Origin of the sequence: Celeribacter marinus (assembly GCF_001308265.1) — a bacterium.
In the GTDB taxonomy this organism is placed as follows: Bacteria; Pseudomonadota; Alphaproteobacteria; order Rhodobacterales; family Rhodobacteraceae; genus Celeribacter; species Celeribacter marinus.
The window spans coordinates 903,674-925,997 of record NZ_CP012023.1 but is presented as its reverse complement, the minus strand read 5'-3'; the positions used below and the strand labels follow the sequence as shown (position 1 = coordinate 925,997).

The 22,324-nt window shown below is 57.4% G+C and carries 23 protein-coding genes and 2 tRNA genes; 13 read left to right on the top strand and 12 right to left on the bottom strand.

Going from position 1 to position 22,324, the window contains the following annotated elements; translation table 11 throughout:
- Positions 1 to 3 precede the first annotated feature (3 nt).
- Positions 4 to 546 carry a periplasmic heavy metal sensor gene (locus IMCC12053_RS04415; RefSeq protein ID WP_062216113.1) on the top strand — a complete coding sequence of 181 codons (543 nt, stop codon included), beginning with the start codon at positions 4 to 6 and terminating at the stop codon, positions 544 to 546.
- Between the two features lie 54 nt (positions 547 to 600).
- On the opposite strand, the gene IMCC12053_RS04410 is transcribed toward IMCC12053_RS04415, so the two are convergent.
- Complete coding sequence (locus tag IMCC12053_RS04410; protein WP_062216111.1) at positions 601 to 1,983, bottom strand: diguanylate cyclase; 1,383 nt, start codon at positions 1,981 to 1,983, stop codon at positions 601 to 603.
- A gap of 138 nt (positions 1,984 to 2,121) precedes the next feature.
- Between IMCC12053_RS04410 and IMCC12053_RS04405 the strand changes: the two genes are divergently transcribed.
- From IMCC12053_RS04405 to IMCC12053_RS04380, 6 genes are all read left to right on the top strand, one after another.
- On the top strand, positions 2,122 to 2,400 hold the full coding sequence (locus IMCC12053_RS04405) for a DUF3572 domain-containing protein (protein WP_062216109.1): 279 nt from the start codon (positions 2,122 to 2,124) through the stop codon (positions 2,398 to 2,400).
- Positions 2,397 to 3,113, top strand: a complete 717-nt coding sequence (locus tag IMCC12053_RS04400) for an HAD family hydrolase (protein ID WP_062216107.1) — start codon at positions 2,397 to 2,399, stop codon at positions 3,111 to 3,113. The genes IMCC12053_RS04405 and IMCC12053_RS04400 overlap by 4 nt, the downstream gene beginning before the upstream one ends.
- A 179-nt stretch (positions 3,114 to 3,292) precedes the next feature.
- Positions 3,293 to 3,889, top strand: coding sequence for a heme NO-binding domain-containing protein (locus IMCC12053_RS04395; protein ID WP_062216105.1), 597 nt, complete (start codon positions 3,293 to 3,295; stop codon positions 3,887 to 3,889).
- Positions 3,886 to 4,926 carry a GGDEF domain-containing protein gene (locus IMCC12053_RS16145; RefSeq protein ID WP_205623926.1) on the top strand — a complete coding sequence of 347 codons (1,041 nt, stop codon included), beginning with the start codon at positions 3,886 to 3,888 and terminating at the stop codon, positions 4,924 to 4,926. The genes IMCC12053_RS04395 and IMCC12053_RS16145 overlap by 4 nt, the downstream gene beginning before the upstream one ends.
- A gap of 87 nt (positions 4,927 to 5,013) precedes the next feature.
- Complete coding sequence (locus IMCC12053_RS04385; protein WP_062216101.1) at positions 5,014 to 5,994, top strand: MBL fold metallo-hydrolase; 981 nt, start codon at positions 5,014 to 5,016, stop codon at positions 5,992 to 5,994.
- Entirely contained in the window at positions 5,994 to 6,548 is a 555-nt protein-coding gene (locus IMCC12053_RS04380; RefSeq protein ID WP_062216099.1) for a thioredoxin family protein, read from the top strand. Before IMCC12053_RS04385 ends, IMCC12053_RS04380 begins: the two co-directional genes overlap by 1 nt.
- Positions 6,549 to 6,608: 60 nt before the next feature.
- On the opposite strand, the gene IMCC12053_RS04375 is transcribed toward IMCC12053_RS04380, so the two are convergent.
- The 6 genes from IMCC12053_RS04375 to IMCC12053_RS04350 all read right to left on the bottom strand — a co-directional run bounded on the left by IMCC12053_RS04375 (position 6,609) and on the right by IMCC12053_RS04350 (position 11,623).
- A tRNA-Glu gene (locus IMCC12053_RS04375) sits at positions 6,609 to 6,683 on the bottom strand.
- 31 nt (positions 6,684 to 6,714) lie between these two features.
- Positions 6,715 to 6,789 (bottom strand) — tRNA-Glu (locus IMCC12053_RS04370).
- 91 nt (positions 6,790 to 6,880) lie between these two features.
- The gene (gene recJ / locus IMCC12053_RS04365; RefSeq protein ID WP_062216097.1) at positions 6,881 to 8,626 is read right to left on the bottom strand and encodes a single-stranded-DNA-specific exonuclease RecJ; all 1,746 of its coding nucleotides are present in this window, start codon (positions 8,624 to 8,626) and stop codon (positions 6,881 to 6,883) included.
- 101 nt (positions 8,627 to 8,727) lie between these two features.
- Positions 8,728 to 9,693 carry a class II fructose-bisphosphatase gene (gene glpX, locus IMCC12053_RS04360; protein ID WP_062220858.1) on the bottom strand — a complete coding sequence of 322 codons (966 nt, stop codon included), beginning with the start codon at positions 9,691 to 9,693 and terminating at the stop codon, positions 8,728 to 8,730.
- 213 nt (positions 9,694 to 9,906) lie between these two features.
- Positions 9,907 to 11,217, bottom strand: a complete 1,311-nt coding sequence (locus IMCC12053_RS04355) for a homoserine dehydrogenase (protein ID WP_062216095.1) — start codon at positions 11,215 to 11,217, stop codon at positions 9,907 to 9,909.
- 100 nt (positions 11,218 to 11,317) lie between these two features.
- On the bottom strand, positions 11,318 to 11,623 hold the full coding sequence (locus tag IMCC12053_RS04350; protein WP_143089958.1) for a hypothetical protein: 306 nt from the start codon (positions 11,621 to 11,623) through the stop codon (positions 11,318 to 11,320).
- Positions 11,624 to 11,801: 178 nt separating this feature from the next.
- Between IMCC12053_RS04350 and IMCC12053_RS04345 the strand changes: the two genes are divergently transcribed.
- Complete coding sequence (locus IMCC12053_RS04345) at positions 11,802 to 12,278, top strand: hypothetical protein (protein WP_074906085.1); 477 nt, start codon at positions 11,802 to 11,804, stop codon at positions 12,276 to 12,278.
- 115 nt (positions 12,279 to 12,393) lie between these two features.
- On the opposite strand, the gene IMCC12053_RS04340 is transcribed toward IMCC12053_RS04345, so the two are convergent.
- The 5 genes from IMCC12053_RS04340 to IMCC12053_RS15765 form a co-directional block, all read right to left on the bottom strand.
- The gene (locus tag IMCC12053_RS04340) at positions 12,394 to 13,065 is read right to left on the bottom strand and encodes a TadE/TadG family type IV pilus assembly protein (protein ID WP_062216091.1); all 672 of its coding nucleotides are present in this window, start codon (positions 13,063 to 13,065) and stop codon (positions 12,394 to 12,396) included.
- 299 nt (positions 13,066 to 13,364) lie between these two features.
- On the bottom strand, positions 13,365 to 14,003 hold the full coding sequence (locus IMCC12053_RS04335; protein ID WP_062216089.1) for a TadE/TadG family type IV pilus assembly protein: 639 nt from the start codon (positions 14,001 to 14,003) through the stop codon (positions 13,365 to 13,367).
- Between the two features lie 14 nt (positions 14,004 to 14,017).
- Entirely contained in the window at positions 14,018 to 14,560 is a 543-nt protein-coding gene (locus IMCC12053_RS04330; RefSeq protein ID WP_062216087.1) for a TadE/TadG family type IV pilus assembly protein, read from the bottom strand.
- Complete coding sequence (locus IMCC12053_RS04325; RefSeq protein ID WP_062216085.1) at positions 14,557 to 16,176, bottom strand: Tad domain-containing protein; 1,620 nt, start codon at positions 16,174 to 16,176, stop codon at positions 14,557 to 14,559. The genes IMCC12053_RS04330 and IMCC12053_RS04325 overlap by 4 nt, the downstream gene beginning before the upstream one ends.
- Positions 16,163 to 16,390 carry a hypothetical protein gene (locus IMCC12053_RS15765; protein WP_143089957.1) on the bottom strand — a complete coding sequence of 76 codons (228 nt, stop codon included), beginning with the start codon at positions 16,388 to 16,390 and terminating at the stop codon, positions 16,163 to 16,165. The genes IMCC12053_RS04325 and IMCC12053_RS15765 overlap by 14 nt, the downstream gene beginning before the upstream one ends.
- 244 nt (positions 16,391 to 16,634) lie before the next feature.
- Here IMCC12053_RS15765 and dnaG point away from each other — a divergent pair, with 244 nt between their 5' ends.
- From dnaG to IMCC12053_RS04300, 5 genes are all read left to right on the top strand, one after another.
- Positions 16,635 to 18,617, top strand: a complete 1,983-nt coding sequence (gene dnaG, locus IMCC12053_RS04320; RefSeq protein ID WP_062216083.1) for a DNA primase — start codon at positions 16,635 to 16,637, stop codon at positions 18,615 to 18,617.
- 226 nt (positions 18,618 to 18,843) lie between these two features.
- A complete protein-coding gene (gene rpoD, locus IMCC12053_RS04315) occupies positions 18,844 to 20,829 on the top strand; it encodes an RNA polymerase sigma factor RpoD (protein WP_062216081.1) in 1,986 nt (661 codons plus the stop codon).
- Positions 20,830 to 20,957: 128 nt separating this feature from the next.
- Positions 20,958 to 21,206 (top strand): hypothetical protein, encoded by a 249-nt coding sequence (locus IMCC12053_RS04310; protein WP_062216079.1) that lies wholly within the window; start codon positions 20,958 to 20,960, stop codon positions 21,204 to 21,206.
- Positions 21,207 to 21,257: 51 nt separating this feature from the next.
- Positions 21,258 to 21,764 (top strand): hypothetical protein, encoded by a 507-nt coding sequence (locus tag IMCC12053_RS04305; RefSeq protein ID WP_062216077.1) that lies wholly within the window; start codon positions 21,258 to 21,260, stop codon positions 21,762 to 21,764.
- A gap of 10 nt (positions 21,765 to 21,774) precedes the next feature.
- Complete coding sequence (locus IMCC12053_RS04300) at positions 21,775 to 22,194, top strand: secondary thiamine-phosphate synthase enzyme YjbQ (protein ID WP_062216074.1); 420 nt, start codon at positions 21,775 to 21,777, stop codon at positions 22,192 to 22,194.
- The last annotated feature ends 130 nt before the right edge of the window (positions 22,195 to 22,324 follow it).

Sequence of the window (22,324 nt, the reverse complement as noted above, 5' to 3'; positions counted from 1 at the left end):
ACCATGAGCGATCTTGATCAAACCCCGCCAAAGACCAACAGGTTCCATTGGAGCCGCGTGGTCCTTGCCGTGTCGTTGGCCCTCAATCTGGCTGTTGTCGGGTTGGTTGCGGGGGCGGCGTTGCGCCACGAGAAACGCGATGGGCCGGACGATGATCATGCGCGCACCATGCAAAGCCGCGATTTCGGGTTTGGTCCCTATGTCGGGGCCTTTGAGGGGGATGTTCGGCGCGATCTTGGCCGTGCTTTTTCGCAAAAGGCGGGGGGGCGCGTTGAAGCCCGCGCGCGCATTCAGGCGCAGTTTGATGCGGTTATGGCGGCCTTGCGCAGCGAGCCGTTTGATGCGGCGATGTTCGAGAGTTTGATCGTCGGGCAACAATCGGATTTAGCAGCGCGCCAAGAGATCGGGGCGCGCCTATTGGCCCAAAAAGTTGCACAGATGACACCGGATGAGCGTGCGGCCTACGCCTCGCGTCTTGACGACATGATCAAGCGCGGACCGCGTGACGACAAAGGGCATGACGACAAAGACCGCTCTAAGAACTAGCTCTCGCGGCGTTGCGCGGACGGACCACAATGTGAGGCCACGTTCGTGCCATCCTCAGGCGGCAGTTGCACCAAAAGTCACTTGATTGCGCCCGTCAGATTTGGACGCATACAGGGCGGTGTCGGCGATGTCGATGAGGCCCGAAACTGATACACTGTTGGGTGCGATCTGTGTCGACATGGCCACGCCGATGGAGATTGAAGCGCCGATAAGATCACGGTTCCCTGTGGTGGATATGGGGGGCGTGCAAACACTGTTGCGAATGCGTTCAGCGGCCGCGTGTGCGCTTTGCGCCGTGGTAGCAGGCATCGCGATTAAAAACTCATCTCCGCCGATCCGCGCCACGAGGTCTTGGGGGCGCAGAGTATCGCGAATGCGCCGCGCCACCTCGACCAAGACGGTATCGCCAATCGCATGGCCAAAGGTATCATTGACTGATTTGAAGTCGTCGATGTCCACAAGCATCACCGCCAAGGGCACGTTGGTGAGTGTCGTTTCATGTACCAGTCGTTCCAGATGCGGCATGGCGTACCGGCGGTTGTACAGGCCCGTGAGCGGGTCAACGGATGCCAAGCGCATCCCGTGGTCGATTGTATCGCGCAGGCGATCCGCCTCACGTTTGCGAGCGATCAGCGTGCGAATGCGCAAGGCCAGCTCATCAGGATCGCTATTGAGCGGCATGATATCATTGGCTCCGATATCGAGCGCCAAAATTGCATCAATCTTTTTGCGTTCTGGATACAGGACCATGACCGCAGCGTGACGGGTCTTTTTGATTGCGCGAATGTTGGACAACAAAAGAAGGTCATCTCGGAGATTGCGAAAATCACTGGAGATAATCACAAGGTCGGCGTTTCTCGTGGTGTGAATGGAATGTGTTTCTTTGTCATAGCGGGCGACATCGACATCGGAATTTATGAGGCCGCGCAAGGAGCTGCGCAGCTTTACCGCATCGTCGACGTATGGGGAGGCAATCACAATGTGCGACGGCGTCACGGGTGGTGTTGTGTCCGTTGGGAAACCCATTTCGAGGGCTGTTTGTGTGCGCCGCTTCAACTCGCTTGCAATGTCAGACACGCGCACGAGGGCACGCATATGTGCCAAAAGCGCCACGCGGTCCAACGGTTTGATCAAATAGATATCTGCCCCTGCGCGCAAAGCCGCTATGCGGTGTTCGGTCGTGTCAGGGCCGACCACTGCGATGGGAATGTGGCGCGATGCATCCGTGGCCTTAAGGCGGGTACAGACGCCCACAGCGCCCGTATCGCCCAAATCGCTATCAATAATGATCAGATCGGGGTGCGAGGTCGCGGCGTTTGTAAGGACATCATCGGCACAACTGGCCATAGCCACGTCATAGTAGGCCGCGCTCAACATCACCTTCATGGTGATGCGGCTGGTGGGAACGCTATCCGCGATGAGGATATGGCCTGCCATGTGTGTCTATATTTCCTCTTTAATTTCGTGCGCGACATCCTACACAGTGTCGTCAAGAGAGAGCGGCATCGCGCGATGGCGAAGATTGACACCAAAATGGTTAACAAATCGTTTCCATATTAAGAAAGGTTACGAACTATGAAGCAGGACTCCGCCGAAGCGCTGGCCCTAAACATCCTTGCTTGGCTCGTTGGGGATGATGATCTTTTGCCAACGTTTCTTGGCTCAACGGGTATGGATGGTGCCGAATTGCGCGCCCGTGCGGGTGAGGCAGAGGTCTTGTCGGCGGTCCTCGATTTCTTAATGATGAATGATGAATGGGTTAACAGGTGGGCCGATGAAACACAGGGCGATCCCATGGGGGTAATGCGGGCGCGTCAGGCACTTCCCGGTGGGGAGCAGGTCAATTGGACATGACGCATTCAGTCCGCCCCGTGAGGGCCGTTTTGTTCGACAAGGACGGCACGTTGATTGATTTTCAAAAGACATGGGGGCCGTGGGCGGCGCAGTCCATTCGGGATTTGGCGGTAAAGACCGGCGCGGCGGCATCACAGATTGCCGAAACGTTGCGGTTTGATCTGGCGCATGAGGCATTTCACCGCGACAGTCCGGTGATCGCCGGCACGCCCGATGATCTGGCAGGGTTGCTAGCATGCTATTTGCCCGAGCTTTCACCGCGCGAAATCCTGACATTGATCACGCCCGATGCGGGGTCTGTCACGCTTGCGCCGGTGGCGGGTCTGGTCGAGATGCACGCGGCCTTGGGGGCGGCGGGGATTGCGCAAGGGGTCGTGACCAATGATTTCGAGGGAGAGACGCGGGGCCAAATTCGGGATCTCGGATTGGACGGCGTGTTCGGCGTGGTGATCGGATATGACAGCGGGCATGGTGGCAAACCTGCGCCAGAGGGCTGTTTGGCGGCGGCCCGCGCGCTTGGGTCTGACCCGCGCGATACGGTGATGGTGGGTGACAGTTTGCACGACCTCAATGCGGGACGTGCGGCGGGAATGCGCACTGTTGCGGTGCTAACGGGTGTCGCGGTTGAGGCCGATTTGTCCCCGTATGCGGATGTTGTTTTGGCCTCGATTGCCGATTTGCCAGCGTGGATTGCACGCCAAGGAACAGCGTAGTCGGCGCGGCCATGCGCGCGTTTTTTATGTGAGAATTACAAACAATTTGAGGTATTTGGTGCCTGACGTATGGCCTAGGGGCGGATGTGGGGCGGATGTATTGGCACTTTTTTAAGACCAAGGGCGTAACTGTGGGGGCGTAAAAAGAGATCTGGTTGTTAAAAAAGGGATCGCTCCACATGCACGGGATGATCAATCGCGCGTTACAGTGTTTTTTGCGCGACACATACGGGGGCCAAACTTGGGTAGAGATTGCCGAGGGGGCGAACCTGGGATTTGAGAATTTCGAGGCGATGTTGGGCTATCCCGACAGCGTCACTTTGGATGTGATAAGTGCCACCGCGCGCCATTTTAAAAAACCTGTCGATAGTATTCTAGAGGATTTGGGCAACTATATGGTGTCGCATCCCAACGTCGAACCCGTGCGCCGCCTGTTGCGGTTTGGCGGCGGTAATTTTACCGAGTTTCTGTTTTCGCTCAATGAGTTGAAGTGGCGCGCGGCGATGGCACTTCCCGACCTTGAGGTGCCGGAATTGACGGTTGTGGCCTCCGGTGAGGCGCAATTTCTAATGACCTGTTCGCATGCTGTCCCCGGATTTGGCTATGTTATGTTGGGGATTTTGCGGGCAATGGCGGATGATTACGGCGCCTTGGTGGTTTTGGAACACCAAGGATGGCAAGACGCAGGCGAGGAGGTGATCCAAGTTCATCTCTTGGAGGCGGCGTTCGCGCAGGGGCGCAGCTTTGATCTGGTTGCCGGCGAGGGACATGCATGATGCAGGGCGCGCGCACGGCACAAAGGGCGCATGCGGCGCATTGGGGGCAGGCCGCCAACGCGTTGATGCCGATGAATCTGGTGTTCGATGATGCCGGTACGATCGTGCACGTCGGGCCTACGTTGCAAAAGCTACGACCCCATATTGATATGGTCGGAACACATATCCACGATCTATTTGCAATCCGTGACAACGGGCGTGGCGATGAGGGAAGCGTGTTTCCGCTCGATACCAAACTATACCTCACCCTTAAATCGAGCCCTGCAACCGTCCTCAAAGGGATCGCGATCAAGATTCCCGGTGCGGATGTCTATTTGCTCAACCTGTCGTTTGGCATGTCGATTGTTGAGGCCGTTCGTACCCATGGATTGAGCGACGCGGATTTTGCGCACACGGATATGGTGATTGAAATGCTGTATCTTGTAGAGGCAAAGTCGGCGGTTCTCGAAGAGATCAAGCAGTTGAACGCACGGTTACAGGGGGCAAAATCGCACGCGGAAGAACAGGCGCAGACGGATGCATTGACGGGATTGAAAAACCGCCGTGCAATGGACCATGTGGTGGCGAGATTGCTCGGCGGGCGGGTGCCGTTTTCGCTCATGCATCTTGATCTGGACTACTTTAAGCGGGTCAATGATACGCACGGACATGCTGCGGGAGATGCGGTTCTTGAGCGTGTGGCGGACATTCTACGCGAAGAGACGCGTGACGACGATATGGTGGCACGTGTCGGGGGCGATGAGTTCGTCTTGGTGTTTAGCCGGATGGTCGATAGTGCGCGGTTGTTGCGCACGGCGCACCGAATTATTGCGCGTCTTGAGGAACCAATAGATCACAACGGCCTGAGGTGTGCGATTTCAGGGTCAATCGGGATTACCACCAGCGCGCTATCGCAATGTGGGACACCACAGGCGATGATCCATGATGCGGATCTGGCGTTGTATGCGGCGAAACATGCAGGGCGCGCCACGGCGATCGTTTTTGACCCCGCACGCCACGCGCATAACGCGCCATCTGTGCGTACAGATGAGGCGTAAGGCTGTGACCCCCATGCGGTGAAACGGGTTGACGCAACACATTCGGTTGCGTCTATATGTTGTCGTACCTTTGGGAGGAGACCCGACATGCCCCGTATAATTTTGACCGCTCTAACACGCGCAATTCCCCTCGTCATCGGCGCCGTATCGGGCGCCGTATCTAGTGCCGGTGCGACCGAAGGAATCGCGGATAAGTATCCGCAATCCGTGCTTTACAACAAACCCGTGCAGGTGACGCAGCATGTGTTTTCCGCGATCGGGGCGACCGCGCCGCCGACCTATGAAAACGCAGGCCACAACAACAACCTGAGTTTCATCGTCACGGGGGACGGGGTGATCGTGGTCAACTCGGGCGCAAATGTTGCCCTGTCACGCGCGCTTCATGACGAGATTAAAACGGTCACGGATCAGCCGGTGCGATTGGTGATCAATGAGAACGGGCAGGGCCACGCCATGCTCGGCAATAAGTATTGGGTCGATCAAGGGATCGATGTTTTGGCGCATGTCGATGCGGCGCATGAGTTTGAGGATCGTAGTTTTCAAGCGGTGGAGGGTATGAAACGGTACGCGCGCGAAAACGGTGCGGATACCGAGGCGGCTTTGCCCACGATCACGTTCGAGGACAGCTATGCCATTGATATGGGTGATTTGCACATTGACGTGCTGCACCTCGGTCCTGCGCATAGTCCGGGCGATATTTCGGTGTGGATTGCCCAAGAGGGTATCGTGATTGCGGGTGATATTGCGTTTCACGAACGCATGCCGCCGATTTTCTCGGACACCTGTACCAGCTGTTGGATCGAGACGTGGGACACCAAGTTCGAGCCGCTGGGGGCGTCCTATGTGATCCCCGGTCACGGGCATCCGACGACAATGGATGTCGTGCGGGCAGGTACGGAGGGATACCTCACGTATCTGCGCGGAAAGATCGGTGCACATCTTGAGGATGGCGGAACGCTCGATGATGCGTATTATGTCGACCAAAGCCCGTATGCCAATCTCGACACCTATGAAGAGTTAGCAACAAAAAATGCGGGCGTTGTGTACACAGAGATGGAATTTGAATAATGGCAGCCGTTCCCCCCGTATGTGAGTTTAACTGGTCCGCGCCGGCGTTTTCGCTCCCTGCAACGGACGGGAAAACCTACACATTTTCGGATGTGGCGGGGGAGAACGGCACCCTTGTGATGTTCATTTGCAATCACTGTCCTTACGTGTTGTCGGTGATCGACCGGATCGTTCGGGACGGGCGAGATTTACAAGCGTTGGGTGTGGGCGTGGCGGCCATTTGCGCCAATGATGCGGATGCCTACCCCGATGACAGTTTCGACAACATGACCAAAAAGGCGCGGGAATGGGCGCTGCCGTTTCCATATCTGCATGATGCGGATCAGTCCGTTGCGCATCGGTTTGATGCGGTGTGTACGCCCGATTTCTTTGGGTTTAATGCGCAAGGGGGGCTGCAATACCGTGGGCGTCTGGATGCCTCGCGCAAAGACGCCGGACCCGTCGATTTGAAACGCGACCTGTTTGATGCAATGCGCATGGTGGCCCAAACGGGTCAGGGGCCGCAGGATCAAATCCCGTCGATGGGATGCTCTATCAAATGGAAAGACGTATAACGCCGGTTATTGCCTAGTCTTTGTCTGAGCCGTGCGTGTTATGTCGGGAGGATTACAAAGTGGCAGCCCGTAGGGGAATCGAACCCCTCTTTCCAGGTTGAAAACCTGGCGTCCTAACCGATAGACGAACGGGCCACTCTTTGTGGCTGTGAAGCCATTACACCAATGGCAGCCCGTAGGGGAATCGAACCCCTCTTTCCAGGTTGAAAACCTGGCGTCCTAACCGATAGACGAACGGGCCGCGATTGGCGTGAGGCGGTATTTATGAAAAGCAGCACGGGTGCGCAAGAGGAAACTTGAGAACTGAGGGTATTTTTGGTGCGGACGGGGCGTTACGCCTCGGCGGCATCGTCAAGGCGCAGCTGTGCACTACGGCGTCCCCCCCAAGTGTTGATTTCCAATCGCCCCGCAAGGTGGAAGCGTTTGCCGCCATGCCCCTCAAGAGCTGGGCCAAGGGGGCCGTCAAATGCACCAAAACAGATGGCATCAAGGCGCGGACCAAGGCCGTCCGAGATCGTGACTTTGAGATGGCTTTCGCCCACGCGGCGCGCAAAGTGGATTTGACAGTCAGGAAAGGCAAAGCGTGGGGCAGGGGCGGATGCGCCATAGGGGCCTGCGGCCTCGAGTTTTTCGATCAACTCGACGGTTGCGGCCCCCGGCATAAGGAGGGCGTCGAGTTTGAGGTCGCGGGGGCCGCCAGATCCCGCACCTTGTTTTTCGAGCAACTCGGACAGGCGCGCCATAGCGGCGTCGAGTTTGTCGCGCTCGACCGTGAGGCCCGCCGCCATCTTGTGACCGCCGCCTTTGACCAACAGGCCCTCTGCGGCGAGTTTTTGGATGGATGCGCCGAGGTCGACACCTGTGACGGAGCGCCCCGAGCCTTTGCCGATCCCGTGTTCGTCAAAGCCGATGACAACGGCAGGGCGGTTGGTTGATTCTTTGAGGCGCGAGGCGACAATACCGACCACACCCGGATGCCATCCATCGCCTGCGGCCCAGACAAGCGGGGCATCGGTGCCGCGCTCTTCGGCCTGTATGATGGCCTCTGCGCGGACGTTGTTTTCGATCTCTCGACGCTCTGAATTGAGCGCGTCGAGGCGTTCGGAAATGGCTTGGGCTTCGGCCTCGTTGTCGGTGGACAAAAGGCGCGCACCCAGATCAGCCGCGCCAATCCGCCCGCCTGCATTGATACGCGGGCCAAGCATGAAACCGAGGGAATGCGATGTGGGGGCGGTGTCCATACGCGCCACATCGGCAAGGGCGCGTAGGCCAATACGGTCGCGGTCGGCCATCACACGCAGACCTTGGCGCACAAGCGCACGATTGACGCCGATAAGGGGTGCAACGTCGGCCACGGTGGCAAGGGCCACAAGATCAAGCGCACGCATCAGGTTCGGGGATTTCTCGCCTGCGTCACGCAATTGGCGTGTCACATTGACCAGCATGAGAAACACCACGGCGGCGGCGCACAGGTGGGCCAGATCGCCACTCTCATCTTGGCGGTTCGGGTTCACGACAGCCACACAATCGGGTAGGGTCTCACCGCCAAGGTGGTGATCCAGAACGATCACATCGGCACCTTTTGCGGCGGCAATCGGCCCGTGTGACAGCGTGCCACAATCGACGCAGACGATTAGGTCGTGGTCCCGCGCGAGGCGCGCCATGGCCTCGTCGTTGGGACCATAGCCCTCGTCGATGCGGTCGGGGACATAGAGCGTACAGGTGCGCCCCATGTCGCGCAGCCATGTCACCAAGAGCGCCGCAGATGTTCCGCCATCCACGTCATAGTCGGCAAAAATCGCAATGCGTTCACCGTTTTTTGTCGCGGCAATAAAGCGCGCTGTGGCCTTGTCCATATCCAAAAGCGTGGCAGGATCGGGCAGCAGGTCTTTGAGGGTCGGGGCCAAAAACGCGTCCGCCTCCTCAGGGGCGACACCGCGCCGCGTCAGGGTGTGACATAGCGGTAGGGGCAGGCCCGTTTGTTGCGCCATGGCCTCGGCCAAGCGGTCATTCTCGGGCGAGGGTCCAACCCAACGGCGGGCGGTGAGCGAGGCTGCAACATTGAGGAAATCTGTCATGTGGTCTTAATGCCCGCTTGTGCGCAGCGGCGCAACGGGGTTGCCATGCAAAAGGCGACCCGTTTTGGAGCCGCCTTTGCAAATGGGTTTTGGGTGCGGCCCTATTTGACGGGGTTGCGGTAGGTCATGCGGCGCACGGAACCGGTTTTGGAGCGCATCAGGATGGTTTCTGTGGTCAGATATCCCGGTTCGCGTTTGATCCCGTGCACGATGGAGCCATCCGTGACGCCAGTGGCGGCAAAGATCACGTCAGAGGTGACCATCTCGTCGCGTGCATAGATTTTGTCGAGATCGGTGATACCCGCCTTGGCGGCGCGTCCGCGTTCGTCGTCGTTGCGGAATGTAAGGCGGCCCCACATTTGCCCGCCCATGCATTTGAGGGCTGAGGCCGCCAAAACGCCCTCGGGCGCGCCACCTGATCCCATGTACATGTCGATGCCGGTGTTTGGCTCGGCACAGTGGATCACGCCCGCGACATCGCCATCCGTGATCAGGCGAATGGCGGCGCCTGTGGCGCGCAATTCGTTGATCATGTCCTCGTGGCGGGGGCGTTCAAGCACGCATAGCGTGATTTTGTTCGGTGTGACGCCCTTGGCCTTTGCCAAGGCATGCACGCGCTCGGTCGGGGTCATCTCAAGGGACACAACATCGGTGGCATAGCCCGGACCGATGGCGAGTTTGTCCATGTACACGTCAGGCGCGTGTAGAAGCGTGCCGCGCGGGGCCATGGCGATCACGGTGAGCGCGTTGGGCATATCTTTGGCGGTGAGCGTCGTGCCCTCGAGGGGATCAAGGGCGATGTCCACGGCGGGGCCGTTGCCTGTGCCGACTTCCTCGCCAATGTAGAGCATCGGGGCCTCGTCGCGTTCGCCCTCGCCAATGACCACGGTGCCGTGGATGTCGAGTTGATTGAGCTGTTCGCGCATCGCGTTTACCGCGGCTTGGTCGGCGGCTTTCTCGTCGCCGTGGCCCACGAAGTCAGCCGATGCAAGTGCGGCCTGTTCGGCAACACGGGCAAGGCCGAGCGACAACATGCGATCGTAGAAAAGGTTTTTGGAAGGGGCCATAGGGTAAAGTCCTGTCATTGCAGATGCGTCAAAGGGGTTGGACCCTTCATGCGCATAAGTTTGTCTCAGCGGCAAGACAGGCGCAGGCATGTGTGCGCTAACAGGTGGTTTGTTTGCGCTAACGCATTGGCGTGGCGCAACAAATCAGGGTTGCACGGATGCATATCGGGTGAATTTTAGCGCCGCGTGGGGCGGGATGCGAATGGCGCGCCTTTAGACGGCTTCGATGCGAATGGCCACGGGCGGCTCGGAGAGTACGTTTGCGCTTTCCATTGCAGCCATTGCCACGTCAAGCGAGTTGCGCGAGGCGGGATCGGTGACGATCAACACTGGGGCGACATCGGGATTATCGTGTTGGCCGTATTGGCGCATGCGCTCGATAGAGACGCCAGCATCGCCAAGCGCCGCGGTGACTTTGGCCAGAACGCCGGGTTTATCGATGCACGACAGGCGCAAATAGAACGGTGCGGGAGTTGCCGCCACGGCGGGCTTGGCGGTCTCCAACATCTCGACAGGCATGCCGAATGTGGTCACGCGAATGTCGCGCGCGATATCAAGCACGTCTGACATTACGGCGGAGGCGGTTGGGCCCATGCCGGCACCGGCACCGCGCAGAACGATCTGGCCCACTTCGTCGCCCTCAAGCACCACCATATTGGTCGCGCCGTCGAGTTGGCCAAGCGGGGAGGTGTCAGGCACAAGGCAGGGCGTCATGCGCTGTTCAAGGCCGCGACCTGTCATTTGGGCCACGCCCAAGAGTTTGATTTTATAGCCCATGTCAGCGGCTTGGCGGATATCGTCGATTGTGATGCGCTCGATCCCCTCAAGGACCATGTCGCTAAACGCCACTTTTGTGCCAAAGCCTATGGCCGCGAGCAGGGCCAGTTTGTGGCCCGCATCAATGCCGCCCACATCCAAGGTCGGATCGGCCTCAAGATAACCAAGGGCGTTTGCGGCGGCGAACACCTCGTCATAGGACAGGCCCTCGTTTTCCATACGGGTCAGAATGTAGTTACAGGTGCCGTTCATCACGCCGATGATGCGGGTGACGGTGTTGCCCGCGAGGCCCTCGGTCAGTGCTTTAACAACAGGAATGCCGCCCGCGACAGCGGCCTCAAAGCGCAATACGGCACCGTTTTCCTCGGCCTGAGCGGCCAATGCATTGCCGTGCATGGCCAACATTGCCTTGTTCGCGGTCACGACATCTTTGCCCATCGCGAGTGCGGCTTCGGTGGCGGCTTTGGCTGGGCCATCTGCGCCGCCCATCAGTTCGACAAAGACATCGACATCATCGCGTTGTGCCAAGGCCACGGGATCATCTTCCCATGCGTAGCCGGACAGATCGACGCCGCGATCTTTGGCACGACTGCGCGCCGAAACGGCGGTGACCACTACGGCGCGACCGGTGCGTGCGGCCAACAGGTTGGCTTTGCTCTGAACGATTTTGATCACGCCCGTGCCAACGGTGCCAAGGCCCGCAATACCGAGACGCAGGGGGGCTTTGGTAGATTGGGAATTGGCCATGGGGGTCTCCGAACGGTAACGATTATCTGTCCGCTCTGTTAGCTCTATTCGTGCGCCTGTGCAACGGGCGTGGACACTGCGCTATGTCAAAACTTGACGGCTATCCGTTGCTCGCAGCACTCAGGCGGGCGCGCTCGGTGGAGGAGAGGACAGGTGTGGCGGCCAAACGGGCCGCACGGGCGCGCAAGGCTGCGGCGCGTGCGCTCAGGTCTTTGGCGGTTTGCGCCGTGCCAGAGGCATCTGTATCGGCGTCTACCGTCAACTGATCACTGGGCAATAGGGTGGGCCATGCCGTCCCTTTCGCCACAGGTGCCACACGGCCCGTCAAATCGGGACGATCCGCGCAGCCGCTCACACTTATGACGATCACAGCGAGGGGAATAAAAAAACGGGCGGCGCGGGGCATGAATGGTCCTGTTGAGCGGGCAAACGAGGCGAACGGTTTATGTGCCGGACCATAGACGCCCACGCCAAGGTGAGCAATGCACTGCTGCGGTGCAGATACGTTTGCGGCTTTCTCTTTGATCAAGAGCGCGGTAGGGGAGAAGTCACTTGATGAAAATTGTCAGATTTGGAGCCTTGCCGTGAGAGAGACATTTATTCTGTACCCGTCACCGATCCGCCGTTGGTTTTCAACCGCGATGATGCTGTGTTTGGGAGCGTTACTTGTCTATGTGGCGTTGACCACGGGCACGATGGTGTTGTTTTGGAAGCTGGTCTTGGCCGTGTTCGGATTTGCATCCTTGTTCTCGGCCATGCGGGTGTGGAATGCCACGGCCACGCATTTGGTGCTGACGCAAGATGCGCTCGAAGAGGCGGAAGGCCGCGTGTTGTGCCGTATTGACGACATTGAAAAGGTCGAGCGCGGGGCGTTTGCGCTCAAGCCGTCGAACGGTTTCGTTGTGGTGCTTAAATCAAAAACGCAACTGACATGGGCCCCTGGCCTATGGTGGCGGTTTGGACGGCGTGTGGGGGTTGGCGGTGTGACCCCTGCGGGAGAGACAAAGGCGATGGCGGATATCCTTGCGTCGCGTTTGTTGTCTGACACGCCGATTGCATAAACCGTTTGGGGCGCGCCCGCGTGGTGTGGCCTGATACGGCTCAATGGAAAAGACCGCGCTGTGATGCGCGGTCTTTTTTGTATTGTGATTGGGCGTGGCCCGCGGTGTTGCATACTTAGCGGTTGTGGCTGCCTCGGCGGCTGCCGCCTGAGGAATAGCTGCCGTCCCATTCCTCTTCGACTTCCTGATCTTCTGTGTCTGTTTGCTGTGCGCCGCCGGTACCGTCATCATAGGTGACCTGACTGGCAAAACGCGGGGTTGTTGTCACAAAGTCGGTAAAGGCGATCTCGCCAAGACCCACGTTAAAGGGCGCGGCCCATGGGCGCTCGGTTTCGACCACGACCACCTCGCCGCCGTCCGTCAGGATTGGCAAACGATGTTGGATATCTAGGACATCCGCAGATTCGAGAGCGGCGTAGTTGCCGGTCGCAGAGGACCAGACCAGTTTGTATTCGCCGTTGTCGTTATCGGCCGTGGACCACCGCACGGAGGAGACGCGCAGCGAGACGTTATTCTCGTGATTGAGGAAGCGATAGATGTCGCCCAACCCCTCAATGAACTCGGGCGTAATCGCCTCGGTTTGGCGGGTGACGTAGTCGGAAATCGTGTAGGCGGCTTTGTTGGCGCGTGCTTTGGCCTCAAAGGCGGAGAACCAGCCGTATGAGAGCATGAGGCCGGACAACACCAGTGGCATGACCATAACGGCCTCAACCGACATGGAGCCGTCCTCTGTGCGCCGAAACGTCTTCATGCAGTGTTTAAGTCCGTTTTGAACTTTGCCAAGCATTGCCTAATCCTCTCGATTGCGGGCGTGTCCCGCTCTTATCCATGAGGCAATATCTCTGGGGTTTCGGACCTTTGTTAAGCATGAATTAGGTAAGTTTGTGACGTGTTGTTAATAATTGAGACAAATATGTGTTTCTTGACCCAGCGTAATATTTCTATTTATTTATAGTGGCTTGGGTGGGGTTTGGGGTCGCTAAGCACTGCGCGCATGCAAAATGCCGCGCCCGTCTGTTAAACGTGGCGCGGCATGAGTGTCGTGGCGTTATTGCGCCGATGTGTCTCACCTAAATGGCGACAGTTTTAGCCGCCACCAAGCGAGCCGGCATCTCCGGTTACATCCGCGACGACATGACCCGATGGCGCGCTTGTTGTCGTCGACCCATCCTCATACAGAACTTGAGTGGCAAAGCGTGGTTGGGTGGTGACGACATCAGAGAATTTGATGCTATCTAACCCAATGTTGAACGGCGTTGACCATGGGCGGATCGTTTCCACCACTACCACTTCGCTGCCGTTTGATAACAGCGGCAAGCGGCTTTCGATATCGGATACCCCGTCAAGAGCGGCCAATTCACCCATGCCGGATGACCAAACCAATTCGTATTCACCCGCGTCAGTGTTGGCGGTGGACCACCGCACAGCCGAGACGCGCAGTGAGATATCGCGCTTGTTGTTGAGGAATTTGTACATTTCTGCCATTCCCTCGACAAACTCGGGCGTCACGGCGTCCGTTTGGCGGGTGATGTAATCGGCCAAGGTATAGGCCGCTTTGTTCGCCCGCATTTTGGCGTCGAACGCACTGTAAAACCCGTATGACATCATCAGGGCGGTGAGTATCAAGGGCATGACAAGCATGGCCTCCACGGACATCGAGCCATCAGCTTTTCGGTGAAAGCTGCGTCTGACCCGGCGCAATGCAGATGTGTGGAAAAAAGCCATGGTCCGGCCCTCCGTTAAGTGTTGGGTTCGTTGACGAAGGCAGCCGTGGTCGACATGACCAGATCGCCTGTTGGACTTGGTTGTAGCGCGCCGCCGATCCATGTTGTCGGAAAGATCGGTTCAACGTTAATGCAAGCCCGCACCAACATCAGCTCGTTTTCGTCGCCATCTTCAAACGTGGTGTTCGGGGCCGCGTTGGTGGTTTTATCGAGACACGCGGCGGTGGGAGGCGCGACAAAGCCGACCGCATCTACCGGTTCCATTGCGATGTGCAATTTCGCCTCGCAGTTGGCGACGTATTTGGCGTAGTCGCACACCGAATGTTTGAGCGTGCTCGCGGTCACGGGCGAGAGTTTGCCCAAGCGGACATCGCGCATCGCCAGATCAAGGCCGCGGTCCATCATGGTGTGGGACACGGTGTAGTACCCGATCTCGTATCCGCCCATCATCATCATGGCAAAGGCGGGAAAGATCACGACAAATTCGATGGTCGAAGTGCCGTCCTCGCGCTGCCAGAAGCGGCGAGACGTCGAGCGAAGTTTGGACAAAATACTCATTGGGTCAACCTCAGTTCTGTTACCTTGGTCGCAATCGCGGAAAAGGCGTCATTCAGTTCCAGACCTTCCACATCGTAATAGTGGGACGCGGAGGTGGCGCAGTTGCGCATTACGGTGTTGGCATCGGTTCCGGAAACTTCAAAGCCGATGGTGAAGATTAGAACACCCTTGTCTTTGGCCGCTTCGCAAGCGGCGAGCATACGTGCGTTTTTAGCCGTGTTGCCCTGTGCCGTGTGGGTGTCGTCCATCCAATTGTAGTAGTCGTTGGCGTTGCCCGAGGCGAGGTAGCGGCGGTAGGCATGCCCATCAATGGTGTACTTTTTCCAAACGTCTTTCCATTCCATCTGTTGAGCCGAATTGCCGCCATATGGGCTTGATTGGTAGCTCTTGTTTTCGGGGATGTAGTAGCCGTTCGTGTAGGAACAATAAGAGCTATACCACCCGCTACACGTCTTGTAGCGCGCCGGCATCGAGGTTTTGCCGTTGTAGATATACATGTCGGACATCCCGTTGCGGTAGGGGTCAGGCATGTGGAACTGATCGGTGTTCACGCCGTCTGTCATCACAACCATCACCTTGAGGTTGCCACCCGAATATTTGAGCGGATAGCCCGAGGTGCCGCCAAGCTTTGTGTTGTCAGGGTCGAGCATTGCGGCCCCCCATTTCACACCGATGTCGATGGAGGTGTTGCCGTTGGCTTCAAGGCTCTCAACCATTGTTTTGATCGCGGCTTCGTCGCCGGAGAAGGCTATGATTTCATTGGCGCTATCGGGATCACACACAGGCAAGACCAAGCCGGAGGCATTGGAGTTGCGGTACCACGGGTCAATGACCATGGTTTGCTCGTATCTGCGACCATTTTCGTTTTGCGCGAACTCCAGCTTTGTGGTGTTGAAATCTGCGTCCTCGAAGTTGATGCAATGCGAGTCGTTGTGCGCATCATCGAGATCGAGTGTCGCCAAAAGGTCTGCACCTGCGTTCACTTGCGTGGCGTAGGGAATAACGTTGAACGATACGTTCGCGGACGCTGAGTTTTCAAAGACAATGTCTGTGAAATCCCACGCGGCGTCATGGAGTTTGTCCAAGCGGCCCATGTCGTTCATAGAGTTTGATACGTCGAGGACGAGCGACACTTCGAGGTCTGTCATCCCTTGTTCCGCGGTGGCAAGGCTGGCCAACTCGATCTTATCGACGGAGGCGAATTTCATAAAGTATGTCGGGACGGTGGCGTCAACTTCGGCCGTGATGCGACGACCTGATGGCGTTGCTTCGGCACGCACGTCAGACAGGTATTGAACCAGTCCCGCCTTTTCAAAGTAGTCGGTGACGACCGTTTCGGGATCAAGTGTGTTGTCGAGGTTGGCCGCAGCCAGCACAGCACGATCTAGCGTACTTTGCAGCTCGGAGCGCAATTGCTCGTGGCGCACAATATCAACTCCGACCCCGCCAAGGATCAGAATGATGATGAAGGTGAACACCCCGAAGATTGCAAGTGAGCCATCTTCGTTGCGCGCGGTTTCACGCCAAATATCGCCAATGCGTTTCTTCGCAATGGTGCTGACCCCCAAATTCGAGAGGGTCGTCGTCCCAAAGGACTCTTTCTTACACTTTTCCATAGCACCAATCCGCTTTTGCGTTGTGGTGCCCCCAATAGTCCCCAGCTTCTTTTTGGCAGGCTGCGTCTTCGCGCAGTGCTCCTACCCAAAAGAGTTGCCTAGAGTTATCAAATAGTTTCGCACCAGGTAAACTAAAACTCGCAATCAATGCGGATATTTCAACAATCATGGCAATGGTTTGGTATTGATTACGGATGCCGGCGGGGTGCGCCATAATTGGACGTCACGTCGCCACCGTATGGACATATTTGCCACCGTTTTGCCACAAACCAGCTGCGGGTCGCGACCCTTACGCGTGTGATTCGAATCAGACGTTTTGCGTTTTACTGAAATGATTACTGCGGGATCAATGAGGGCGCGGGGCCGTTTCAGGTCACATTGCACTGTCAAAAAGTCCGATGGGCTTTGGGTGTTTCCCCCTCTGGACACTGCTTGCTTGCGGACGGATACTGCTCCTTATGTCATTGCCTCCCGGATTCCTCGATGAGTTGCGCAACCGCGTGTCGCTAACCCAAGTGGTTGGCCGTAAGGTCATGTGGGACAACAAGAAGTCCAATCAGGGCAAAGGCGACATGTGGGCGCCGTGCCCGTTTCACCACGAAAAAACCGCGTCCTTCCATGTCGATGACAAACAAGGGTTCTACTATTGCTTTGGGTGCCATGCCAAAGGTGACGCGATCGGGTTTGTGAAAGAGACGGAAAACGTCAGTTTCATGGAGGCGATTGAAATTCTCGCCCGCGAAGTTGGCATGCCGATGCCCGAGCGCGATCCACAGGCGCAAAAGAAAGCCGATAAGCGCACCGAGTTGGTCGATGTGAACGAGGTGGCGTTGCGGTTTTTCAAGATGAGCCTGAGCCAGTCGGTGGGCGCACAGGCGCGCGCCTATCTAGATCGCCGCGAGATGAAACTGGCCACCCGTGAACAGTTCGAGATTGGGTATGCGCCCAACGGCAACGTTCTTTTGGCATATCTTAAAGACAACGGCATATCGGCGGAGTTGGCCCATGCGGCGGGTCTGGCGGGCAAGCCTGACGATGGCCGATCAATGTACGATTTTTACCGCGACCGTATTATGTTTCCGATCCGCGATGGGCGCGGGCGGGTGATCTCGTTTGGCGGGCGGGCGATGGATCCCAATGCGCGGGCGAAATATCTCAACGGGCCGCAAACCGAGCTGTTTGATAAATCCAACGCGCTCTACAACCAAAAGAACGCGCGGGCGGCGTGCGGGCGCGGCCAGACGCTGATCGTGGCCGAGGGCTATATGGATGTGATCGCCTTGGCCGAGGCCGGTTTTGAGGCGGCGGTGGCGCCCCTTGGCACCGCTGTGACCGAGATGCAGTTGCAACTGATGTGGCGGATGCACTCAGAGCCTGTGATCGCGCTTGATGGTGATAAGGCGGGCCTGCGTGCGGCCTACCGTGTGATCGATATCGCCATGCCGCTGTTGCAATCGGGGTCTGGATTACGCTTTGCGGTGATGCCCGAGGGGCAAGATCCCGACGATCTGATCAAGGCGCGTGGCGCCGAAGCGATGCAAGAGCAGCTTAATGGTGCGTTGCCCATGGTGGCCTTGTTATGGCGGCGCGAAACCGAGGGCAAAGTGTTCGATAGTCCCGAGCGGCGTGCATCATTGGATAAGGTATTGCGTGACACCATCCGCCCGATTGCCGATCCGTCGATCAAATCCCATTACGGCGACATCCTCAAAGAGATGCGGTGGGAGTTGTTTCACCCCAAACGCGAGAACAGCGCGCCGCGTCAACAGGGCGGCGGGGCGTGGCAGCCGCGCAAGGGCGGCGGGCGCGGGCCGGGTGGCCGTTGGGCGTCAGGTCCAGCCATTCCAACCGAAGGTCTCAAAACATCCCTTTTGGTGTCTGGTGACGAGGGGTTTGGCGATCTGATGCGCGAGGCCGTGGTTTTGGCGACAGTGTTGCGCAACCCAACACTTGCAGAGACGTTTTTGTCGCAACTCGAAGGGCTTCACCCCTCGACGCCCGAGCATGGTCAGATTCTGAATGCTATTTTGACCCACTGCGATACGGGGGCGGGGCTTTGGGATGCGGTTAGTGAGATGGTGGGGCGTGCTCCCCTTGATCGGTTGATGGCGCATCCCCATGTGCAAATCGCACCGCCTGTTCGCAAGCCTGATTTGGAGACGGCGGAGGTGTGTCTGGTTGAGGAATTAGCCAAAATCAAAGCGCGTCGTGGGTATCTGCGTGAGGTCAATGACGGGATCGTTGATCTAGTGGACGCGGGCGATGAAAACGTTACCTATCGTTTGGGAGCCGCGGCTGAAGCGCGCAACAAGGCGACGAAAGCCGAGGCAGAGGATCGGACAGAATTTGATATCGCCGATAACGGTGCGGAGGTGAAGCGCGATGAGCGTGCATTTTTCCGCAATCTGTTGTCGCGCATTGGTCCTGATAAACAGGGCTGAAAAACGGGACAGACGCCCTATCTATGGCGTCTGTTTATAGAGCGCGCGTTGCGGGTCGGGGACAGCATTGCTTGTAATCTCCGCTCAGAGACGCGAAACGGTAAGTAATCTTCGGTATGCGGGTGGCGAATCGCCGAATCGCATGACATGATTCGCATTACGACCTGATTCGGACGCGCGGTGTGCGCCGATGATAGGCAACACGACTTCGGATGAGGAGCGCCTGATGGCTGCCAAAGACAACGACGACGCCAAACGTGACGATCAAGACGGCGATGCAATGCTCGATATGAGCCAAGCCGCTGTTAAAAAGATGATCGCCGAGGCGCGTGAAAAAGGCTACATCACCTACGATCAGCTCAACAACGTGCTGCCGCCTGATCAGGTCAGTTCCGAGCAGATCGAGGACGTGATGTCGATGCTCTCCGAGATGGGCATTAACATCATCGAAGCCGAAGAAGCCGAAGAAGAAGAGGCGAAGGGCGGCGAGTTGGTCGAGACCAAAGCGCGTGATCTGACCCTTGCCGGTGGCGACGCTGAAAAGCTAGATCGCACCGATGACCCCGTGCGGATGTATCTGCGTGAAATGGGATCGGTTGAATTGCTGTCGCGTGAGGGCGAAATCGCCATTGCCAAACGCATCGAGGCCGGCCGAAATACGATGATCTTGGGGTTGTGTGAAAGCCCGCTGACGTTTCAGGCGATCACCATCTGGCATGACGAATTGTTGTCCGAGGATATTTTGCTGCGTGACGTGATCGACCTTGAGGCCACGTTCGGCACAGGGTTGGAGGGTGATGATCAAGAGGCCGTTGTGGGTGGCCTTGCCGCCGCAGCAACCGAGGACACCACAAAAGAAAAAGCACAAGAGTTCGACGCCGACGGCAATCCGATTTCGGGCGACGATGACGACGATGACGAGGATGAGGACGAGCAGGCCAACATGTCGCTTGCGGCGATGGAAGCGGCGCTCAAGCCTTCCGTGCTGGAGACGCTTGCCGGTATTTCGGGTGATTTTGCGCGCCTGTCTGAAATGCAAGATTTGCGGATGAGTGCCACGCTGAACGAAGATGGCACATTCTCGAAAGCCGAAGAGCAAGAATACCAACAGTTGCGGTCTGAAATCGTCGTTTTGGTCAACTCGCTTCACCTGCACAACAACCGTATCGAGGCGTTGATTGACCAACTTTATGGCATCAACAAACGGATCATGATGATCGACAGCGGCATGGTGAAACTCGCCGACCAAGCGCGCATCAACCGCCGTGAATTTATCGAAGAGTACCGTGGGGCAGAACTTGACCCAACGTGGCTTGAGCGGATGGATGCCAAAAAGGGCCGCGGCTGGCAGATGCTGATTGACCGTCACTCTGACAAGGTTGAGGAGCTTCGCGGCGATATGGCCCAAGTCGGTCAGTACGTTGGTGTTGATATCTCCGAATTCCGCCGCATCGTGCAGCAGGTTCAAAAGGGCGAAAAAGAAGCGCGTCAGGCGAAGAAAGAAATGGTCGAGGCCAACCTGCGCCTCGTGATTTCCATCGCCAAAAAGTACACCAACCGTGGTCTACAGTTCCTTGACCTCATCCAAGAGGGCAACATCGGTCTGATGAAGGCCGTTGATAAGTTCGAATATCGCCGTGGCTATAAATTCTCCACCTACGCGACATGGTGGATCCGTCAGGCGATCACACGGTCTATTGCCGATCAGGCGCGCACGATCCGTATTCCTGTGCACATGATCGAGACGATCAACAAACTGGTCCGTACCGGTCGCCAGATGTTGCACGAAATCGGCCGCGAACCGACACCTGAGGAATTGGCCGAGAAGCTGCAAATGCCGCTCGAAAAAGTCCGCAAGGTGATGAAAATCGCCAAAGAGCCGATTTCCTTGGAAACGCCAATTGGCGACGAGGAGGATTCACAGCTTGGCGATTTCATCGAGGACAAGAACGCGATCTTGCCGCTCGATAGCGCCATTCAGGAAAACCTCAAAGAGACGACAACGCGCGTCTTGGCCAGCCTCACGCCGCGCGAAGAACGTGTGTTGCGCATGCGGTTTGGCATCGGGATGAACACCGACCATACGCTCGAGGAAGTGGGTCAACAGTTCTCCGTGACCCGCGAACGTATTCGCCAGATCGAAGCGAAGGCGCTACGCAAGCTGAAGCATCCGAGCCGTTCACGCAAACTGCGCAGCTTCTTAGATCAGTAAGTTTTAAAACGCCCTCGGAAACGGGGGCGTTTTTGTATACGGCGCAGGGTCAGATTTGCGTCCGAAGTTGAGCGTCTGTTAACTGTTTGTGCGTTACCTCTTAGGGCCCGTCCCAGAAAGGTACTGCAATGTCATCCAACTTCATTCTCATACTCGCGTCTCTCGCGGCCATGGTCACAACGGCGTCTGTCGCGGCCCCCTCTGACGCTGTGCAAGTCGTTGAGATTCCAGTGTCTGCCGCCGATTTGGAGCTGTGTGTTGCAACCTTGGCGGCCGTATTTGTGCCGCCAGTACAGGACGCGGCGGTCTTGCCCGCGTCAGGTCGCGGGTCGATTTCGCCTACTGTGGTGTGTGTCGTAGACGATAACGCCTCTTAACTTTTCTCACGCGTTGCTTTGGGCTATGGTTCCTCATCACATGAGGATCAAATGTCCTATAATTTTCTCACACCTTTGATTGCTGTCTTTGTCTGCGCCGCGTCACCTGCCTTAGCTGTGTGTGCGGGCAACCAAGAGGCGGTGTTTTCATGCTCTGTCGGCAGCAAGGCGGTCGAATTGTGCCTCACGCCGGACGAGTCGCGTGTAACCTATCGGTTCGGGGCCGCAGGCGCGCCAGAGATCGAATTGACCCGTGACTTTGACGAAATTGCGATGCTGCCGTGGAGCGGCATCGGGCGGTCGATCTGGGACCGCGTGACCGTCGACAATCAAGAATTTTCATATACGCTTTCGTGGTCCTACGATAAAATTGACCAAGAGATGTCAGGTGGCCTTGAGGTTGCGCGCGCGGGTCGCGTGCTTGCCACGCTAGCCTGCGATGTCAGCGGTGAGGCCGGTACAGTATTTGAGTTGGATACGCTGAATTTTGCGATGCAAGACGCAGGATTTTGTCGCTCCGATACCGCGCAGCCGTTGCGCGCCGGTCCGTGTGAGTGAGGGACGCGCCATGAGCCACACCGTTTTCGAAATTTCGACCCATGGGCAGGGCCTATACGAGTTCACGGATGAGGTGGCGCGTTGGGTTGCGGGGGAGGGGCCGTTGGAGGCAGCACTGACGCTGATTGTTCAACATACGTCAGCTTCGCTGCTGATCCAGGAAAACGCGGACCCCGATGTGCAAGTCGACCTCAAAGCCTATTTTGCACACCTTGCCCCGCCGACATCAGACCCGAGCATGTCCTATCTGACGCATACCTATGAGGGACCGGATGACATGCCCGCCCATATCAAGGCATCCATGCTCCCTATAACTTTAACAATTCCGATTATTTCGGGCCGTATGGCGCTTGGAACGTGGCAGGGACTTTACCTTTTCGAACATCGAGACCGTGCGCACCTACGCCGTGTGGTCGGGCTATTGAGGTAGCCGTGGCGGGGCGAGAGTCTTTGTGGCCACACCCGCGCGACACTATATGTTGCGGTTAATTTTCCATCTACCCAAGGTTTGGTCATGCCCCTATAGTGCCTGTGGATAAGTGGGGCGTAGACCCCATATG

What these genes read in the sequence shown, in the direction of transcription:
- IMCC12053_RS04415 (WP_062216113.1), top strand. Translation starts at nt 4, where the DNA reads ATGAGCGATCTTGATCAAACCCCGCCAAAGACCAACAGGTTCCATTGG.
- IMCC12053_RS04410 (WP_062216111.1), bottom strand. Translation starts at nt 1,983, where the DNA reads ATGGCAGGCCATATCCTCATCGCGGATAGCGTTCCCACCAGCCGCATC.
- IMCC12053_RS04405 (WP_062216109.1), top strand. Translation starts at nt 2,122, where the DNA reads ATGAAGCAGGACTCCGCCGAAGCGCTGGCCCTAAACATCCTTGCTTGG.
- IMCC12053_RS04400 (WP_062216107.1), top strand. Translation starts at nt 2,397, where the DNA reads ATGACGCATTCAGTCCGCCCCGTGAGGGCCGTTTTGTTCGACAAGGAC.
- IMCC12053_RS04395 (WP_062216105.1), top strand. Translation starts at nt 3,293, where the DNA reads ATGCACGGGATGATCAATCGCGCGTTACAGTGTTTTTTGCGCGACACA.
- IMCC12053_RS16145 (WP_205623926.1), top strand. Translation starts at nt 3,886, where the DNA reads ATGATGCAGGGCGCGCGCACGGCACAAAGGGCGCATGCGGCGCATTGG.
- IMCC12053_RS04385 (WP_062216101.1), top strand. Translation starts at nt 5,014, where the DNA reads ATGCCCCGTATAATTTTGACCGCTCTAACACGCGCAATTCCCCTCGTC.
- IMCC12053_RS04380 (WP_062216099.1), top strand. Translation starts at nt 5,994, where the DNA reads ATGGCAGCCGTTCCCCCCGTATGTGAGTTTAACTGGTCCGCGCCGGCG.
- recJ (WP_062216097.1), bottom strand. Translation starts at nt 8,626, where the DNA reads ATGACAGATTTCCTCAATGTTGCAGCCTCGCTCACCGCCCGCCGTTGG.
- glpX (WP_062220858.1), bottom strand. Translation starts at nt 9,693, where the DNA reads ATGGCCCCTTCCAAAAACCTTTTCTACGATCGCATGTTGTCGCTCGGC.
- IMCC12053_RS04355 (WP_062216095.1), bottom strand. Translation starts at nt 11,217, where the DNA reads ATGGCCAATTCCCAATCTACCAAAGCCCCCCTGCGTCTCGGTATTGCG.
- IMCC12053_RS04350 (WP_143089958.1), bottom strand. Translation starts at nt 11,623, where the DNA reads ATGCCCCGCGCCGCCCGTTTTTTTATTCCCCTCGCTGTGATCGTCATA.
- IMCC12053_RS04340 (WP_062216091.1), bottom strand. Translation starts at nt 13,065, where the DNA reads ATGCTTGGCAAAGTTCAAAACGGACTTAAACACTGCATGAAGACGTTT.
- IMCC12053_RS04335 (WP_062216089.1), bottom strand. Translation starts at nt 14,003, where the DNA reads ATGGCTTTTTTCCACACATCTGCATTGCGCCGGGTCAGACGCAGCTTT.
- IMCC12053_RS04330 (WP_062216087.1), bottom strand. Translation starts at nt 14,560, where the DNA reads ATGAGTATTTTGTCCAAACTTCGCTCGACGTCTCGCCGCTTCTGGCAG.
- IMCC12053_RS04325 (WP_062216085.1), bottom strand. Translation starts at nt 16,176, where the DNA reads ATGGAAAAGTGTAAGAAAGAGTCCTTTGGGACGACGACCCTCTCGAAT.
- IMCC12053_RS15765 (WP_143089957.1), bottom strand. Translation starts at nt 16,390, where the DNA reads ATGGCGCACCCCGCCGGCATCCGTAATCAATACCAAACCATTGCCATG.
- dnaG (WP_062216083.1), top strand. Translation starts at nt 16,635, where the DNA reads ATGTCATTGCCTCCCGGATTCCTCGATGAGTTGCGCAACCGCGTGTCG.
- rpoD (WP_062216081.1), top strand. Translation starts at nt 18,844, where the DNA reads ATGGCTGCCAAAGACAACGACGACGCCAAACGTGACGATCAAGACGGC.
- IMCC12053_RS04310 (WP_062216079.1), top strand. Translation starts at nt 20,958, where the DNA reads ATGTCATCCAACTTCATTCTCATACTCGCGTCTCTCGCGGCCATGGTC.
- IMCC12053_RS04305 (WP_062216077.1), top strand. Translation starts at nt 21,258, where the DNA reads ATGTCCTATAATTTTCTCACACCTTTGATTGCTGTCTTTGTCTGCGCC.
- IMCC12053_RS04300 (WP_062216074.1), top strand. Translation starts at nt 21,775, where the DNA reads ATGAGCCACACCGTTTTCGAAATTTCGACCCATGGGCAGGGCCTATAC.